This is a genomic window from Paraburkholderia sp., assembly GCF_035656215.1.
Classification (GTDB): Bacteria; Pseudomonadota; Gammaproteobacteria; order Burkholderiales; family Burkholderiaceae; genus Paraburkholderia.
In genome coordinates this window covers 1-11,857 of the sequence record NZ_DASRSY010000335.1, presented here as the reverse complement: position 1 = coordinate 11,857, position 11,857 = coordinate 1, and the positions used below count along the sequence as shown (strand labels likewise).

Genomic DNA, 11,857 nt, shown 5'->3' with positions numbered 1-11,857 from the left:
GTCGCCCACGCCAGTCGCGGCGGCTGATCCGACGCCGCCCGCGCCGGCTGCACCACCCGCTCAGGCTGCGCCGGCAGTCGGCCGTCCGACGATGGAAATCATCGCGCCGAAAAACGTTTCGCACATCGACTGCAACATGGTCACGCCAGAGTACCCGTCGCTTTCCAGGCGACGTGGTGAAACAGGCACCGCCTATGTGAAGTTCGTGGTCGGACTGACGGGCAAGCTCGAGAACATCGAACTGAAAAAGAGCAGCGGCTTCAACCGCCTGGATGACGCCGCGGTTGCCGCAGCGCACGCGAGTGCCTGCAAGCCCTACCTCGAGAATGGCCAGCCGATTCGGGCCGCGTACACCCAGCCTTACAACTTCAATCTGAACGATTGAGGCAGATTTTAAAAACAGGGAATTGCAATGCAAAACTACGGATTGGCGCACGTGTGGGCGCAAGGGGATTTCGTGACGCGCGGTATCGCGCTCGCGCTGTTGATCATGTCGGTCATGTCGTGGAGCGTGATCGTCATCAAAGGCTGGAATGTGGTGCGCCTGAAGCGTCTCACGAAGAATGCCGAGCAGCAGTTCTGGCATTCGGATGATCTCGCCGACGGCGTGAAGAAGCTCGGCGCCGGATCGTCGACACCGCAGGACAATCCGTTCCTGGCACTCGCGCTGTCGGGCCAGGAAGCCGCGGATCACCATCATCAGACGCAACCGCATCTGCACGATCGCATGGACGTGTCGGATTGGGTGACGCGCTGCCTGAAGGACACGATGGACGAAAGCGTCGCGCGCATGCAAAGCGGTCTGGCGATTCTCGCGTCGATCGGCAGCACGGCGCCGTTCGTCGGCCTGTTCGGCACGGTGTGGGGTATCTATCACGCCCTGCTGGCGATCGGCGCGAGCGGCCAGTCGTCGATCGATCAGGTCGCGGGCCCGGTCGGCGAAGCGCTGATCATGACGGCGTTCGGCCTGTTCGTCGCGATTCCGGCTGTGCTGGGCTACAACGCATTGACGCGCGCCAACAAGGCGCTTGTCGCCAAGTTGAGCCGCTTTGCGCACGGTCTGCATGCATTCTTCGTGACGGGTGCCCGTCTGTCGTCGTCCAAACGCGGCGACGGTCTACGCCTCGCTGCACGCACCAACTGATCGACGAGGCATTCCGATGGCAATGAGCCCTTTCGCCAGCGACGATGACGACGGCCTGATGAACGAAATCAACATGACGCCGCTCGTCGACGTCATGTTGGTTCTCCTGATCGTCTTCATGGTGACGATCCCGGTGATTCGTCACGCGGTCAAAATCGATCTGCCGCACGCGAGCAGTCAGAAGGAAGACACCAAGCCCGCGCAAGTGACGGTCTCCGTCGACGCGGACGGCAACGTGTTGTGGGACGACAAGAAGGTCGACGACGCGGCACTGCGCGCGAAGATTGCGGAAGCCGCGCAAGCGAATCCGCAACCGGAGCTGCATCTGGATGCGGATCGCAAAGTCGCGTACGAAAAAGTCGCTGAAGTGATGTCGGCGGCACAGGCCGGCGGCCTCACGAAGATCGGCTTCGTCACGCAGCCTAAAAGCAAGTAAGCGCAAATGAAGGCAGGAGACGCACGCGTAGCAACCCACCGCTGTTAAACAGTGCCTGCCGAAAAATCAGAACAACCCTTGAAACAAGGGCTAAAAGTAAAAGGCCTTCATCGTCAGATGAAGGCCTTTTTTGTGCGCACTCGGCGCCTTCGGGCGGCGGGATTATTTACCATCAGAAGATGACTGATAGCTCGAGTCACCGCATGCGACAGCCGTGATCGACACGGACAGCGCGGTCAGCCCTATCAGGCCCACTATTATAGAGGCCATGAGTTTTCGCATAAGAGACTCCTTAGCGAAGGGATTCCACTATAGGCCCGCGAGCGCTCGCATTCAAGCAAACCGCCATTGAAAGTACTCATGACAAGCGGCGCTTAAATGCTAAAAGCGATGTCGTCGCACGGAATAAGTGCTATGACGCAACCGCGAGAACAGGCTGCGATGCGTCTTCCGTGGCACGCGTCGGGCACTCGCCCATGATGTGTTTACCTTCGTCCGGATCGAGCATTTCGACCAGATAATCGACGAATGCGCGCACAGCCGGCACCATCCCCTGCCGCGACACGAATACCGCGTACAACTGCGGCGTCGGGAAGGTCCAGCCTGGCATCACCGGCGACAATTGCCCCGCGCGCAACGCGCTGCCGTACATCATCTCCGGCAACGCGGCGATACCCACGCCGGACAGCACCGCTTCGCGAATCGTCATCAGATCGGCGGTGACGAGACGCGGCTCGTGTTCGTGCGCGTGGCGCGTGCCGTCGGGCGCAATCAGATCGAAGACGTGGCGTCCGTCGCCGGTCGGCACATCGAGCGTTTCGAAACGGTTCAGATCGGCGGGCAACAGCGGCGGCGCGTTCTGCTGCAACAGGCTCGGTGCGCCAACCAGCATCTGCTGGGTGCGCCACAACGGGCGCACGACGATGTTGGCGTTTTCCGGCGGATCGGAGCGTACGCGCAACGCTATGTCGATCGAATCCTCGAACAGATCGACCACGCGGTTCGTTACGCGCATCACCACCCTCACTTCCGGGTAGCGATGCATGAATTCCGGCAGGATCTGCGACATGATGGTCTGCGAAACCGTCACCGGCACGCTCACGCGCACCGTGCCGCGCGGCGACGAACGCAGTTGCTGCACCACGTTGACGGCCGCCTGCGCTTCGCTCAGCATCGCCTGACAGTGCTGGTAGAAGAGTTGCCCGGCTTCAGTGAGCGCCAGCTTGCGGGTGGAACGCTGCAGCAAACGCACGCCCAGCGATGCTTCCAGCTCGGTCAGCCGGCGCGACAGGCGCGACTTGGAAATACCCAGCACGCGCTCGGCGGCGGAAAAACCGCCATGTTCGACGACCTGCGAAAAGTACATCAGGTCGTTCAGATTGTGTGAATCGATCTTCATCTCATCGTTCCAGTAATAGAACAATCCATTGCGCAACGGCGGCTGGCACCTTGAAAAACGGTCCCTATAATAGCTCCATGTTTCAAAAATAACGCTATTCCCCCTTTTTTGAGGTGACTTTGATGAGCACGGCACGCACGATCGAACGCACGTTTCCCGCCGTTCGCACGACCGAAGGTGGCGGCTTTGTCGTCCACCGCCCGTTTCCGACCCGCATGCTGATGGATTTCGATCCGTTCCTGCTGCTCGATGAAATGGGTCCTATCGACTACGCGCCGGGCGAGGCTAAAGGCGCACCGGATCATCCGCATCGCGGCTTCGAGACGGTCACGTACGCGCTCGAGGGCCAGTTCGGCCACAAGGATTCGGCGGGCCATTCAGGCACGCTGCGTGCCGGCGACGTGCAATGGATGACTGCAGGCGCAGGCGTCGTGCACAGTGAGATGCCGGACCCGTCGTTCATGCGCACCGGTGGCCGCGTGCATGGCGTGCAACTGTGGGTGAATCTGCCGCGCCGCGACAAGATGATCGAGCCGCGCTATCAGGAGATACCGTCGGCCAGCATTCCGGTCGCGACCTCGCCGGACGGCAAGGTGCGCGTCAAGGTGATTGCGGGCGAAGCGCTCGGTGTGAAGGCGGCGATCGAAACGCGCACGCCGATCCTGTATCAGCATTTCTCGCTGCAACCGGGGGCATCGATCCAGCAGCCGGTGCCGGCCGACTATCGCGTGTTTGCTTACAGCCTGTCCGGCAAGGGTTTCTATGGCGAAGGCGAAGCGCGCCAGGAAATCGACGCGCAGAAGATGGTGGTGTTTGAGAACGACGGCGAGTCGGTCACGTTGACGGCAGGCGACGAGCCGCTCGAAGTGCTGCTCCTCGGCGGCGTGCCGCTGAAAGAACCGGTAGTGCGCTACGGTCCGTTCGTGATGAACACGGAAGACGAAATTCGCCAGGCCGTGACCGATTACCAGGCTGGGCGCATGGGCGCGATCACGCACTGACTGACCATGTCGGCACGCGCCACCGCGTCCATGGGCGGTGGCGCGGTGCTCACCACACCGCGCGCGCCGCCGCGCATGGGCGCGAAGGCCGGTAAATTCGTTCACAATAGCGACTCATGCCGCGCGCCACGCTGTCTAACCATGACTGACCGTGGTGCGCGGCGATTTCCGTCCCTGTTCAGGAGCGCGCATGGCAGAGTCCACCGTCACCGCCCACATCGGCTCGACGAATTTTCAGGTCCTTTTCGACGACGGCAAGCACACGTGGCTCGCCGACGAACCCGAGTCGCTTGGCGGCGGCGATCGCGGGCCGACGCCCGTCGCGCTGTTGCTGTCGAGTCTCGGGGCCTGCACGTCGATCACGCTGAAGATGTACGCTCAGCGTAAAGGCTGGCCGCTCGCCGACGTGCGCGTGGCGCTGTCGCTTGAAACCGGCGACGCGGGCACGACCATCGACCGCAAGATCATGCTGGAAGGCGATCTGTCCGACGAGCAGCGGGAACGACTCTTGCAAATTGCCAATGCGTGCCCGGTTCACAAGATCCTCACGCATTCGATCACGATCCGTTCGGGTCTTGCCGTCGCCTGATACAGGAATGGCCCGGATGGGCCGGCACCGGCTAACAGAGCCGCACGTATTGCAACGCTTTCATGGGAAGCCGTCGTTTTGAATTTCGAACACCTTATCCAGATCAACGATCCGTTGAATCCCTTAGTCGACTCGATGACCCGCGAGCAGTTGTGGGAGGGTCTCGTATTGCGCGCTGAACAGCCGCAATTGTTCGTGATCGGTCTCGACAGTTGCACCATCCTTGCGCGCGAGGGCAGCACGCTCGAACGGGAGCTGCACTACGGTCAGGCCACCGTGCACGACCGTGTCACGCTGCAGGATCGCCAGAGCGTGCGCTACGACATTCTGCCGACCGCGGACTATGTCGGCGGCTCGCTGACCATGACCATCGAGCAGCCTGACGAACTGCAGTTGTTCCTGCGCTTCGAATACACGACCACCCTGCCCGTTTCCGACGACCAGGACGCCGTGCAGACGCAGGAAATCGTGAAGTCGGCGTATCGCGAGAACGATATCGACACTGTGCGCTTGATCCGCCAGTATGTGCAGACCAGGCAGGAACCCGGTTCGTTGCATTGATGCGTGTGCGGGCGTTCTGCCCGCACCGCAGCGGCGGCCGCTGCCTACGCCCTGCCTGTGATCCTCCTTGTCCGGCCGTCCCGGGACGGCCGATTAGAGCACTCTGCTTCGTCCTCCGATCTCTCTCCGCTCACCTCCCCGTCATTCAGCTATCGAAAATCGAATCCGATGAATTTCTCTTCCTTGTAAATGGGAATAATTATCATTTAGAATTAATCCATCGAATCGACCAACAGCTAAAACGAATGACCGATCTCACGCGCTCTTCCACACTCAGCCTGCGCCGCCCGGCGGCCGCGCTGACCAGTCGTCCGAAAGCAGCGACGGCGACAGCATCCGTCGCGAAGCCCGCAGCGGATCTCGCCAACGGTACGAGCGAAAAGTCGGATCGGGTCGTGCGCAGCGACGCACTGCTGCAAGGACATAGCCACGTCAGCATCATGCATAACGGTGAGACCTACCAGTTGCGTGCGACGCGCTTAGGCAAGCTGATCCTGACGAAGTAACAGGCGACAACGAATAGAAGTCAGTACCGGGTATTGTGGGGACCACCTCCTCGAGAGGTGTTAGGCATTAGCCAGCCACGACGGCTTGCACGTGAGAACTAGACCCCTTCGTGCAGACACCAAGCCAGCCGTCGCAGCAAGCCAGGCCGCTTTTTTGGTTCTCACCCAATGCGGATGCACGAAACGACGTGTGTCGCAGATTCAGAAATTAAAAAGCCGTGGGATGGTGTCATCTCACGGCTTTTTTGTTTGGCACAGCGCCGGGCGGGTCCCGGCAGCACGTCCAATCGAATCGTTAAGATTTACTTCGAAGCCCAACCCCAGAACATCAGCCACCACGCGCTATCGACCACTGCCAGCGCCGCGACGAACCACATCATCGCGAGGCCGCGTTGAACGAAGCGCTCGCTATAGCGGCGTGTGACGAGCCAGGCGAGCCACGCGCTCCACAGATTGGCAATCGCCAGAATCGCGATACGCATATCCGACGCCCACCACAACGACATATGTTCCGCGCGCAGCAGCGACAACGTGGTCGCCGACAAGCCGAGAAACACGCCTGCGCCGGCAATCGGAATCAGGCCCTGCGTCAAATGATGCAGACGCACGGCACTAAAACGCCCCAGCATGCGTGTCGCGCCCATCAGCAGCACCAGCAACGCTGTGCCGTACACCAGCGCCGTAGCGAGGATGTAGCCGATCACCATCGTGCCGTCGAGCCACGAAAACACGTCGTTCTGCTCGGGGTAATGCGTGAACAGAAACCACGGCGCGTTGGTATCGAGCGGCCAGGTGATGTCGTGATCGACCAGCCATGTCGCGAAGAACATCTTCAGGTCGACGAACCAGCGCGAAGCGGTCCAGTGAAATGCGCCGATCGCGATGCCGAGCAGGCCGTACAGGATCAACGCGGTGTCCCAGGGGTTCGCCTGCCTGTCGCCGAGTTGCACGACTTCCGACGACGGCGCACGCCACGTCAACGCGATCGCGTCGCGATGTCCGCTGCAACGGCCGCACATATGGCAGTCCGACGCGCCCTTCATATTGCGCAGCGGCACCAGCGGCGCGCAATTGATCGGAATCACGCGATGCCCATGCTCGCCGTTCTTGTACGAACGGCGCCACGCGTCTTCATCGACTTTGTAGTGGAACGGCGCGAGACGCGCCAGAAGCGAAAAAACCCCGTTGACGGGACACAGATACTTGCACCAGACGCGCTTCTCGCGTCCGTACAGCAAGCCGATGATCATCGCCGCGAAAGTCGAGCCGCCGAGCACCAGCAGCACCGCTTTCGGATACTGGTAGACGCTCACCATCTGACCGTAGATGGTAGTGATGCCGAACGCGACGAACGGCCAGCCGCCCCAGCGCATCCAGCGCGGAATCGCCCAGCCGCGGCCATATTTGCTGGCAAGTTCGGCGAGCGCACCTTCCGGACACAGCACGCCGCACCAGACGCGGCCGAGCATCACCATCGACAGCAGCACGAACGGCCACCAGATGCCCCAGAACACGAACTGCGCGGCGAGCGTCAGGTTATTCCACAGATGTGCGGTGTCGTCCGGCAGCGGCATCACTGCCGGCACGAGAATCAGGAATGCATACACCGCCACTACGACCCACTGAATGCCGCGGATCAAACTGCCGTGACGCTGCATCCACTGCCCAGCCGCCGCGAGTCGGCCCGGGCGGGTCATCACGGTACTCATGCGGCGCGCCCTGCGGCCTGCTGCGCCGGCTTGCGATTCACGCGGCGCAGCAGCAGATAGACGACCGCCCAGTACACGGCGTAAGCGATCAGATTCATCAGCGCCGGGTGAGCTCGATAACCGGTGAGCGTCGCGACCAGCGAGCCGAACGTGCTCGAGTCGTCGAGGATGACTGACGAGTTCCACATCTGGTCGATGATCGTCGGCAGGATTTCCTTGTCGATCAGCTTGTCGACACCGGTCTGGAACAGGCCCGCGCCGAGGAACAGCAGCATGATTTCGGTGATGCGAAAGAAGAGCCGCCACGAGAAATACTTGCCGCCCAACTGCAGCACGTAGAAGGTCAGGAACGCGAGACCGAGGCCGATCGCCACGGCAAGCATCTGGCTGCCATCCACGTGGCCGGACTGGCCGAACCCAAGGCCGTACAGGAAGATCACCGTTTCGCTGCCCTCACGCGCGATCGCCAATGCGACCAGCAACGCGACGCCCCACCAGTTCGAATCGTGCTTGCTCTTTTGCAGCGACTGTTCCATGTCGCGCTTGAGGGACCGGCCGTGCTGCTTCATCCACAGCACCATCTGCACGATCAGCACACACGCGACCAGCACCATGGCGGTCTGGAAATAATCCTGCGCATCACCGGAGAGTACTTCGGTGAAACCGACCAGCGCCGCGCCAAGCGCGACCGCCGCGATCAAACCCGCCACGACGCCGCCCCACAGGTACGGCAAACCGCGGCGCGCGTCATCGTCGCCATTTTTCAACCACGCGTACAGGATGCCGACGACCAGCAAGGCCTCAACACTTTCCCGCCACACGATGAATAGAATCTGACCCATCCAAGCTCTCCCCTCTACCCTTTTACTGCTTTGGCGAACGCGTAACCCGGCTGTTCAAGGCATACATACGCTCGCACCCCTAGCCGCTACTTCGCGACGATCACGCCCTGCGCCTGCTGATGGAAATCGTCGAAAAACTTGTATTCGCCCGGCGAGAGCGGTGCGATTACGACGAACGAATCCCCGCCCGGCGCCAACACTTTTTCTTTACGCAATTGCACGCTTTCGAATTCGGCCGCGCCCTTGCCGGTGTTGCGTATCGCAATCTTGATGCGCTGCCCGGCCGGCACTTCGATGCGCGCCGGATTGAGTTTGCCGTCGTTCATTTCCAGGTTGAAGGTCGGCAGATCCGCTGCGTGCGCGGCCCCCACCGTCAAAGCGGTCATGGCGAGGATCGCGATCTTTCGGTTAATTCTCATTAGCCTTTCCGGAAAACGCGGCGCGGCGGGTTTCATCGTCCGCGCGCCGCCTGCTGCATTCACTCATTCACTCACGCGCGGCCTCAAGCGACGCGTGACGAGCCGCGATAATCTGCGTCTACGACGATCAGTAACCACCCTTCTTGCCGATGCCCGCGTACGTGAAGTCGTATTCGAGCGTGATCGGCTTGAACCACGGACCCACGCCGGTTTCCTTGTCGACGTGACGGCCGAACGCCATGTGACCGGTTTGCATCGGCGCTTCGACAATCAACTTCAGGTGGTACTTGCCGGGGCCTTGCAGCTTGACATTGTCGCCGTAATGCGGACCGTCGTTGGCGACCATCGCCATCATGTCGCCCTTCTGGGTCTGATTCGAACCGGTTTTGGTCAATTCATAACGAACTTGCAGATACGGCATCCAGTCGCCTTCGGCGAAACCGGTCGGATTGTTTTTGACCGCGTGGATGTCGGCTTCCAGGTGGACGTCCGAATCCGACGCCTTGCGCATCATGCCTTCGGGTTCCATCGTGATCGGCTGCAGATAGACCGCGCCGATTTCCATGCCGCCCTGAATCTGGTGCTTGCCGATCGGGTATTCCGCTGCCGTTGCGGAAAGCGCCGCTACCGCGGCCACCGCTGCTGCGCCACCACGCACAAATGAAGAAATCCGCATTGAAACTCCTTGTTTTTATCAGACTGGAATCGAACCCATTGGAACAGTGCGTTGCGCATGCCTCGATGCAGCGGTCCCACGATCCTCTGCCAGGGGCGGCAGACCGCGCAAATGGCATTACGAACGTTAATGCGAACCATTCTCAATATTGGTCGAGTTTATCATTGATCGGCAAGGAGAACAAACGAGGACGCACGCAAAGCCTTATGGCAGCAGGGTCTTAAGGCGGTGTTAAGGGAAGCGCGGGCGGGGGTGTGAGTGGGTTGTAAGACGAAGAGGGAGAAGGCGCGGCACATTGCCGCGCCTTGAGGGGCAAAAATGACTTAGTTGAGGCCGGGCACGTGGTCGCCAACATTGGCGCCGAACACCCGTTGCCGCAGGAGCGCCAACTGGTCGCGGGTCTGCGCGGCCTTTTCGAACTCGAGATTCTTGGCGTGCTCCATCATCTGCTTTTCGAGACGCTTGAGTTCCTTGGCGAGCTGCTTCTCGGACATGTCCTCGAATTTCGCGCGAGTCTGCTGTTCCTTCAACTCGGCGCGGGCGTCGTCGACGTTGTAGACCCCGTCGATAATGTCGCGAATCCGCTTGACCACGCCACGCGGGGTAATGCCGCGCTCCAGGTTGTAGGCGATCTGCTTGGCGCGGCGCCGCTCGGTTTCGTCGATGGCGCGGCGCATGGAGTCGGTCACCCTGTCCCCATAGAGAATCGCCTTGCCGTTCACATTACGCGCCGCCCGGCCGATGGTCTGAATCAGCGAGCGCTCGGCGCGCAGGAAGCCTTCCTTGTCCGCGTCGAGAATCGCGACCAGCGAGACTTCCGGAATATCCAGCCCCTCGCGCAGCAGGTTGATCCCGACCAGCACGTCGAACGTGCCCAGCCGCAGATCGCGGATGATTTCCACCCGTTCCACCGTATCGATATCGCTGTGCAGGTAACGCACCTTGACGCCATGGTCGGCGAGAAACTCCGTGAGTTGCTCGGCCATCCGCTTGGTCAGCACGGTGACAAGTACGCGGTCGCCCACCTTGACGCGTTCGTTGATCTCGGCGAGCACATCGTCAACCTGGGTGCGCGCCGGACGCACCTCGATTTCCGGATCGACGAGGCCGGTAGGACGCACCAGTTGCTCGGCCACCTGCCCTGCCGTTTTCTTTTCGTAGTCAGCCGGCGTGGCCGACACGAACACCACCTGGCGCATCTTGCGCTCGAACTCGGTGAACTTGAGCGGGCGATTGTCGAGCGCCGACGGCAAGCGAAAACCGTAGTCGACCAGATTCTCTTTACGCGCCCGGTCGCCGTTGTACATGCCGTTCAACTGGCCGATCAGCACGTGCGATTCGTCGAGCAGCATCAACGCGTCGGACGGCAGATAGTCGACCAGCGTCGGCGGCGGTTCGCCCGGGGCTGCGCCCGAGAAGTGCCGTGAGTAGTTCTCAATGCCTTTACAGAAACCCAACTCCTGCAGCATTTCCAGATCGAAACGGGTGCGCTGCTCGAGTCGCTGCGCTTCGACGAGCTTGCCGTTGCTGTAGAAAAACTCGAGCCGCTCGCGCAGTTCGTCCTTGATCGTTTCGACCGCGCGCACCACGGTGTCGCGCGGCGTCACATAGTGCGACGACGGGTACACGGTGAAGCGGGAAATCTTTTGCCGCACGCGGCCGGTGAGCGGATCGAACAATTGGAGCGTCTCGACCTCGTCGTCGAACAACTCGATGCGCACCGCCATTTCGGCGTGCTCCGCCGGGAAAATATCGATCGTGTCGCCGCGCACGCGGAACGAACCGCGCTGGAAGTCGGCTTCATTGCGGTTGTACTGCATCGCGATCAGCCGGGCGATGATGTCGCGCTGGCCGAGCTTGTCACCCGTGCGCAGCGTCAGAATCATCTTGTGATACTCGGACGGATTGCCGATACCGTAAATCGCCGACACCGTGCCGACGATAATCACGTCGCGCCGCTCCATCAGGCTCTTGGTGGCCGACAACCGCATCTGCTCGATGTGCTCGTTGATCGACGAATCTTTCTCGATGAAGAGGTCGCGCTGCGGCACGTACGCTTCCGGCTGATAGTAGTCGTAGTACGAGACGAAGTACTCGACCGCGTTGCGCGGAAAAAACTCGCGAAACTCAGAATAAAGCTGCGCGGCGAGCGTCTTGTTCGGCGCGAACACGATCGCCGGCCGGCCGAGCCGCGCGATGGTGTTGGCCATCGTGAAGGTTTTGCCGGAGCCGGTCACGCCGAGCAGCGTCTGGAACGACAAGCCGTCTTCGATGCCTTCGACGAGCGTGTCGATCGCCGTGGGCTGGTCGCCGGCGGGCAGATACGGCTGATAAAGCTGGAACGGCGAGCCTTCGAACGTGACGAATTTGGATTCGTCGAGCGTCTCGTCGACTTCAGTCAGATGTTGTTCGGACATGGGGAGCGGCACCGGGCCTTGGGCAAAGAACTATTCTAACGGGTTGCGGGAACCCGGGCTGAGCGGGTCTGCGTAGGGGGGCGGGGGGCGGCGGTATGCTTACGGAGGCTCGTGCTGGGCTTGGTCCGGGGCAGATCCGCTTACGACCACATGACGCC

The 11,857-nt window shown here is 61.1% G+C and carries 13 protein-coding genes; 7 read left to right on the top strand and 6 right to left on the bottom strand.

Annotated features, from left to right (window positions below; translation table 11 throughout):
• The 3 genes from VFE81_RS19535 to VFE81_RS19525 form a co-directional block, all read left to right on the top strand.
• Positions 1-385, top strand: a 385-nt coding sequence (locus tag VFE81_RS19535; RefSeq protein ID WP_325046168.1) for an energy transducer TonB, incomplete at its 5' end; no start/stop codon positions are given.
• Positions 386-412: 27 nt separating this feature from the next.
• A complete protein-coding gene (locus tag VFE81_RS19530) occupies positions 413-1,144 on the top strand; it encodes a MotA/TolQ/ExbB proton channel family protein (protein ID WP_325046167.1) in 732 nt (243 codons plus the stop codon).
• 16 nt (positions 1,145-1,160) lie between these two features.
• A complete protein-coding gene (locus VFE81_RS19525) occupies positions 1,161-1,580 on the top strand; it encodes a biopolymer transporter ExbD (RefSeq protein ID WP_325046166.1) in 420 nt (139 codons plus the stop codon).
• 412 nt (positions 1,581-1,992) lie between these two features.
• On the opposite strand, the gene VFE81_RS19520 is transcribed toward VFE81_RS19525, so the two are convergent.
• Entirely contained in the window at positions 1,993-2,979 is a 987-nt protein-coding gene (locus VFE81_RS19520; RefSeq protein ID WP_325046165.1) for a LysR family transcriptional regulator, read from the bottom strand.
• 122 nt (positions 2,980-3,101) lie between these two features.
• Here VFE81_RS19520 and VFE81_RS19515 point away from each other — a divergent pair, with 122 nt between their 5' ends.
• The 4 genes from VFE81_RS19515 (at position 3,102) to hemP (ending at position 5,636) form a co-directional block, all read left to right on the top strand.
• Positions 3,102-3,980 (top strand): pirin family protein, encoded by an 879-nt coding sequence (locus tag VFE81_RS19515; protein WP_325046164.1) that lies wholly within the window; start codon positions 3,102-3,104, stop codon positions 3,978-3,980.
• 190 nt (positions 3,981-4,170) lie between these two features.
• On the top strand, positions 4,171-4,569 hold the full coding sequence (locus VFE81_RS19510) for an OsmC family protein (RefSeq protein WP_325046163.1): 399 nt from the start codon (positions 4,171-4,173) through the stop codon (positions 4,567-4,569).
• Between the two features lie 78 nt (positions 4,570-4,647).
• Positions 4,648-5,130 (top strand): SRPBCC family protein, encoded by a 483-nt coding sequence (locus VFE81_RS19505; RefSeq protein WP_325046162.1) that lies wholly within the window; start codon positions 4,648-4,650, stop codon positions 5,128-5,130.
• 245 nt (positions 5,131-5,375) lie between these two features.
• Positions 5,376-5,636 carry a hemin uptake protein HemP gene (gene hemP / locus VFE81_RS19500; protein WP_325046161.1) on the top strand — a complete coding sequence of 87 codons (261 nt, stop codon included), beginning with the start codon at positions 5,376-5,378 and terminating at the stop codon, positions 5,634-5,636.
• Positions 5,637-5,938: 302 nt separating this feature from the next.
• Here the strand turns inward: hemP and VFE81_RS29045 are convergent, their stop codons facing one another.
• The 5 genes from VFE81_RS29045 to uvrB form a co-directional block, all read right to left on the bottom strand.
• On the bottom strand, positions 5,939-7,345 hold the full coding sequence (locus tag VFE81_RS29045) for a 4Fe-4S binding protein (RefSeq protein WP_325046160.1): 1,407 nt from the start codon (positions 7,343-7,345) through the stop codon (positions 5,939-5,941).
• A complete protein-coding gene (locus tag VFE81_RS19490) occupies positions 7,342-8,187 on the bottom strand; it encodes an FTR1 family iron permease (RefSeq protein ID WP_325046159.1) in 846 nt (281 codons plus the stop codon). The genes VFE81_RS29045 and VFE81_RS19490 overlap by 4 nt, the downstream gene beginning before the upstream one ends.
• Before the next feature lie 86 nt (positions 8,188-8,273).
• Entirely contained in the window at positions 8,274-8,606 is a 333-nt protein-coding gene (locus VFE81_RS19485) for a cupredoxin domain-containing protein (protein ID WP_154565520.1), read from the bottom strand.
• Between the two features lie 127 nt (positions 8,607-8,733).
• On the bottom strand, positions 8,734-9,282 hold the full coding sequence (locus VFE81_RS19480) for an iron transporter (RefSeq protein ID WP_325046158.1): 549 nt from the start codon (positions 9,280-9,282) through the stop codon (positions 8,734-8,736).
• A gap of 323 nt (positions 9,283-9,605) precedes the next feature.
• Positions 9,606-11,699: an excinuclease ABC subunit UvrB gene (gene uvrB, locus VFE81_RS19475; RefSeq protein WP_325046157.1), complete on the bottom strand. Its 2,094-nt coding sequence runs from the start codon at positions 11,697-11,699 to the stop codon at positions 9,606-9,608.
• Positions 11,700-11,857 lie beyond the last annotated feature (158 nt).

What these genes read in the sequence shown, in the direction of transcription:
- VFE81_RS19530 (WP_325046167.1), top strand. Translation starts at nt 413, where the DNA reads ATGCAAAACTACGGATTGGCGCACGTGTGGGCGCAAGGGGATTTCGTG.
- VFE81_RS19525 (WP_325046166.1), top strand. Translation starts at nt 1,161, where the DNA reads ATGGCAATGAGCCCTTTCGCCAGCGACGATGACGACGGCCTGATGAAC.
- VFE81_RS19520 (WP_325046165.1), bottom strand. Translation starts at nt 2,979, where the DNA reads ATGAAGATCGATTCACACAATCTGAACGACCTGATGTACTTTTCGCAG.
- VFE81_RS19515 (WP_325046164.1), top strand. Translation starts at nt 3,102, where the DNA reads ATGAGCACGGCACGCACGATCGAACGCACGTTTCCCGCCGTTCGCACG.
- VFE81_RS19510 (WP_325046163.1), top strand. Translation starts at nt 4,171, where the DNA reads ATGGCAGAGTCCACCGTCACCGCCCACATCGGCTCGACGAATTTTCAG.
- hemP (WP_325046161.1), top strand. Translation starts at nt 5,376, where the DNA reads ATGACCGATCTCACGCGCTCTTCCACACTCAGCCTGCGCCGCCCGGCG.
- VFE81_RS29045 (WP_325046160.1), bottom strand. Translation starts at nt 7,345, where the DNA reads ATGAGTACCGTGATGACCCGCCCGGGCCGACTCGCGGCGGCTGGGCAG.
- VFE81_RS19490 (WP_325046159.1), bottom strand. Translation starts at nt 8,187, where the DNA reads ATGGGTCAGATTCTATTCATCGTGTGGCGGGAAAGTGTTGAGGCCTTG.
- VFE81_RS19485 (WP_154565520.1), bottom strand. Translation starts at nt 8,606, where the DNA reads ATGAGAATTAACCGAAAGATCGCGATCCTCGCCATGACCGCTTTGACG.
- VFE81_RS19480 (WP_325046158.1), bottom strand. Translation starts at nt 9,282, where the DNA reads ATGCGGATTTCTTCATTTGTGCGTGGTGGCGCAGCAGCGGTGGCCGCG.
- uvrB (WP_325046157.1), bottom strand. Translation starts at nt 11,699, where the DNA reads ATGTCCGAACAACATCTGACTGAAGTCGACGAGACGCTCGACGAATCC.